The 2,323-nt window shown below is 65.9% G+C and carries 1 protein-coding gene; it reads right to left on the bottom strand.

What is annotated here, in order from left to right; genetic code table 11:
* Positions 1-115 precede the first annotated feature (115 nt).
* On the bottom strand, positions 116-2,254 hold the full coding sequence (gene scpA / locus ALII_RS0120275) for a methylmalonyl-CoA mutase (protein ID WP_024589046.1): 2,139 nt from the start codon (positions 2,252-2,254) through the stop codon (positions 116-118).
* Between the last annotated feature and the right edge of the window lie 69 nt (positions 2,255-2,323).

Below are 2,323 nucleotides of genomic sequence, written 5' to 3'. Positions count from 1 at the left end.
GGCGAACTCCCTCCCCCTTGTGGGGAGGGATAGAGGGTGGGGGTCCCCTTCGCAAAAACCTCCGCTCAGCCTGTTCAACAAAACAGCAGTCACGGGCCGCCGCGTTGCGGATGGTTCACGCGTTGCGGCGCTTGCCTTCCATCAGGTCGATCACGGCCCGGGCGGCGTCCAGAACGTTGGTGCCGGGGCCGAAGACCGCCGCCACGCCGCTGTCGATGAGGAACTGGTAGTCCTGACGGGGAATGACGCCGCCAACGACCACGATGACGTCCTCCGCGCCCTTCGTCTTCAGCGCCTCGACGAGCTGGGGCGCCAGCGTCTTGTGGCCGGCGGCGAGCGACGACATGCCGACGACATGCACCTTCTGCGCCACCGCAAGATCCGCCGCCTCGCCCGGCGTCTGGAAGAGCGGGCCGGCCAGAACGTCGAAGCCGATATCGCCGAAAGCGGATGCGATGATCTTGGCGCCGCGGTCGTGGCCGTCCTGGCCGAGCTTGGCGACCATGACCTTGGGCGTTTCGCCCAGGACCTTTGCCAGACCGTCCAGCCGCTCGACCAGCGTCTCGTATTCCGGCTCGCCCTCATAGGCTGGACCGTAGACGTTGCGCACCACCTTCGGCACCGCCGTGTGGTCACCGAAGGCCTCGCGCAGCGCATCGGAAATCTCGCCGAGCGTGGCGCGGGCGCGGGCGGCCTCGACGGCGGCTTCGAGGATGTTGCCCTTGCCCGTGCGGGCGACGTCGCGCAGCGTGGCGATCGCTTCTTCCCACTTCTTCGGGTCGCGCTGACGACGCGTCTTTTCGATGCGCGCGATCTGCGCCTCGCGTACAGCCTTGTTGTCGATGTCGAGAATGTCGAGGTCGTCCTCGGTCTCGAGACGGTACTTGTTGACGCCGACGATGACCTCGTCGCCGCGGTCGATCGCCGCCTGCTTGCGGGTCGCGGCTTCCTCGATCAGGCGCTTGGGATAGCCGTCATTGACCGCCTTGGTCATGCCGCCCATCGCCTCGATCTCCCCGATCAGCGCCCAGGCCTTTTCGGCGAGGTCGTTGGTCAGGCTCTCGACATAGTAGGAGCCGGCGAGCGGATCGACGACCTTGGTCACGCCCGTCTCGTGCTGCAGGATCAACTGCGTGTTGCGGGCGATGCGGGCGGAGAATTCCGTCGGCAGCGCGATCGCCTCGTCGAGCGCATTGGTGTGCAGCGACTGCGTACCGCCGAGCGCGGCCGACAGCGCTTCGTAGGCCGTGCGGATGACGTTGTTGTAGGGGTCCTGCTCCTGCAGCGAGACGCCGGACGTCTGGCAGTGCGTGCGCAGCATGAGCGAAGACGCCTTTTTCGGCTCGAACTCCTCCATGATGCGCGTCCAGAGCAAGCGCGCGGCGCGCAGCTTGGCAGCTTCCATGAAGAAGTTCATGCCGATGGCGAAGAAGAAGGACAGCCGCCCCGCGAACGCATCGACGTCCAGCCCCTTGGCGAGCGCGGCGCGGACATATTCGCGCCCGTCGGCCAGCGTGAAGGCGAGTTCCTGCACGAGCGTCGCGCCGGCTTCCTGCATGTGGTAGCCGGAAATGGAGATCGAGTTGAACTTCGGCATCTCCTTTGCGGTGTATTCGATGATGTCCGCGATGATCCGCATCGAGGGCTCGGGCGGATAGATGTAGGTGTTGCGGACCATGAACTCCTTCAAGATGTCGTTCTGGATTGTGCCGGAGAGCTCGGCGCGCGAGACGCCCTGCTCCTCGCCCGCGACGATGAAATTCGCGAGGATCGGGATCACCGCGCCGTTCATGGTCATCGAGACGGAGATCTCGCCGAGCGGGATGCCGTCGAAGAGGATTTTCATGTCCTCGACCGAGTCGATCGCGACGCCCGCCTTGCCGACGTCGCCCTCGACGCGCGGATGGTCCGAGTCATAGCCGCGATGGGTCGCGAGGTCGAAGGCCACGGACACGCCCTGCTGCCCCGCCGCAAGCGCCTTGCGGTAGAAGGCGTTCGACGCCTCGGCGGTGGAGAAGCCTGCATACTGCCGGATCGTCCACGGACGGCCGGTGTACATCGTCGCGCGCGGGCCACGCAGGAAGGGTTTTTGGCCCGGCAGCGAGTGGATTTGGTCGAGCCCGGCGATGTCGTCTGCGGTGTAGACCGGCTTGACCGCGATGCCTTCGGGCGTGTTCCAGACGAGCGTGTCCGGGTCGCGCTTGACCTCCTTTTCGGCGGCTTTGCGCCATTGGTCGAGGTTGGGGTTGGTCATTGGGAAACCCTCGGTGTGAGGCGTTTGCGCGAGGCACCCCCCTCTGGCCTGCCGGCCATCTCCCCCTCA

This window comes from Aliihoeflea sp. 2WW (assembly GCF_000497755.1).
GTDB lineage: Bacteria > Pseudomonadota > Alphaproteobacteria > Rhizobiales > Rhizobiaceae > Aliihoeflea.
Note: the sequence above shows the minus strand (reverse complement) of the source record. Positions and strands in the feature narration are given on the sequence as shown.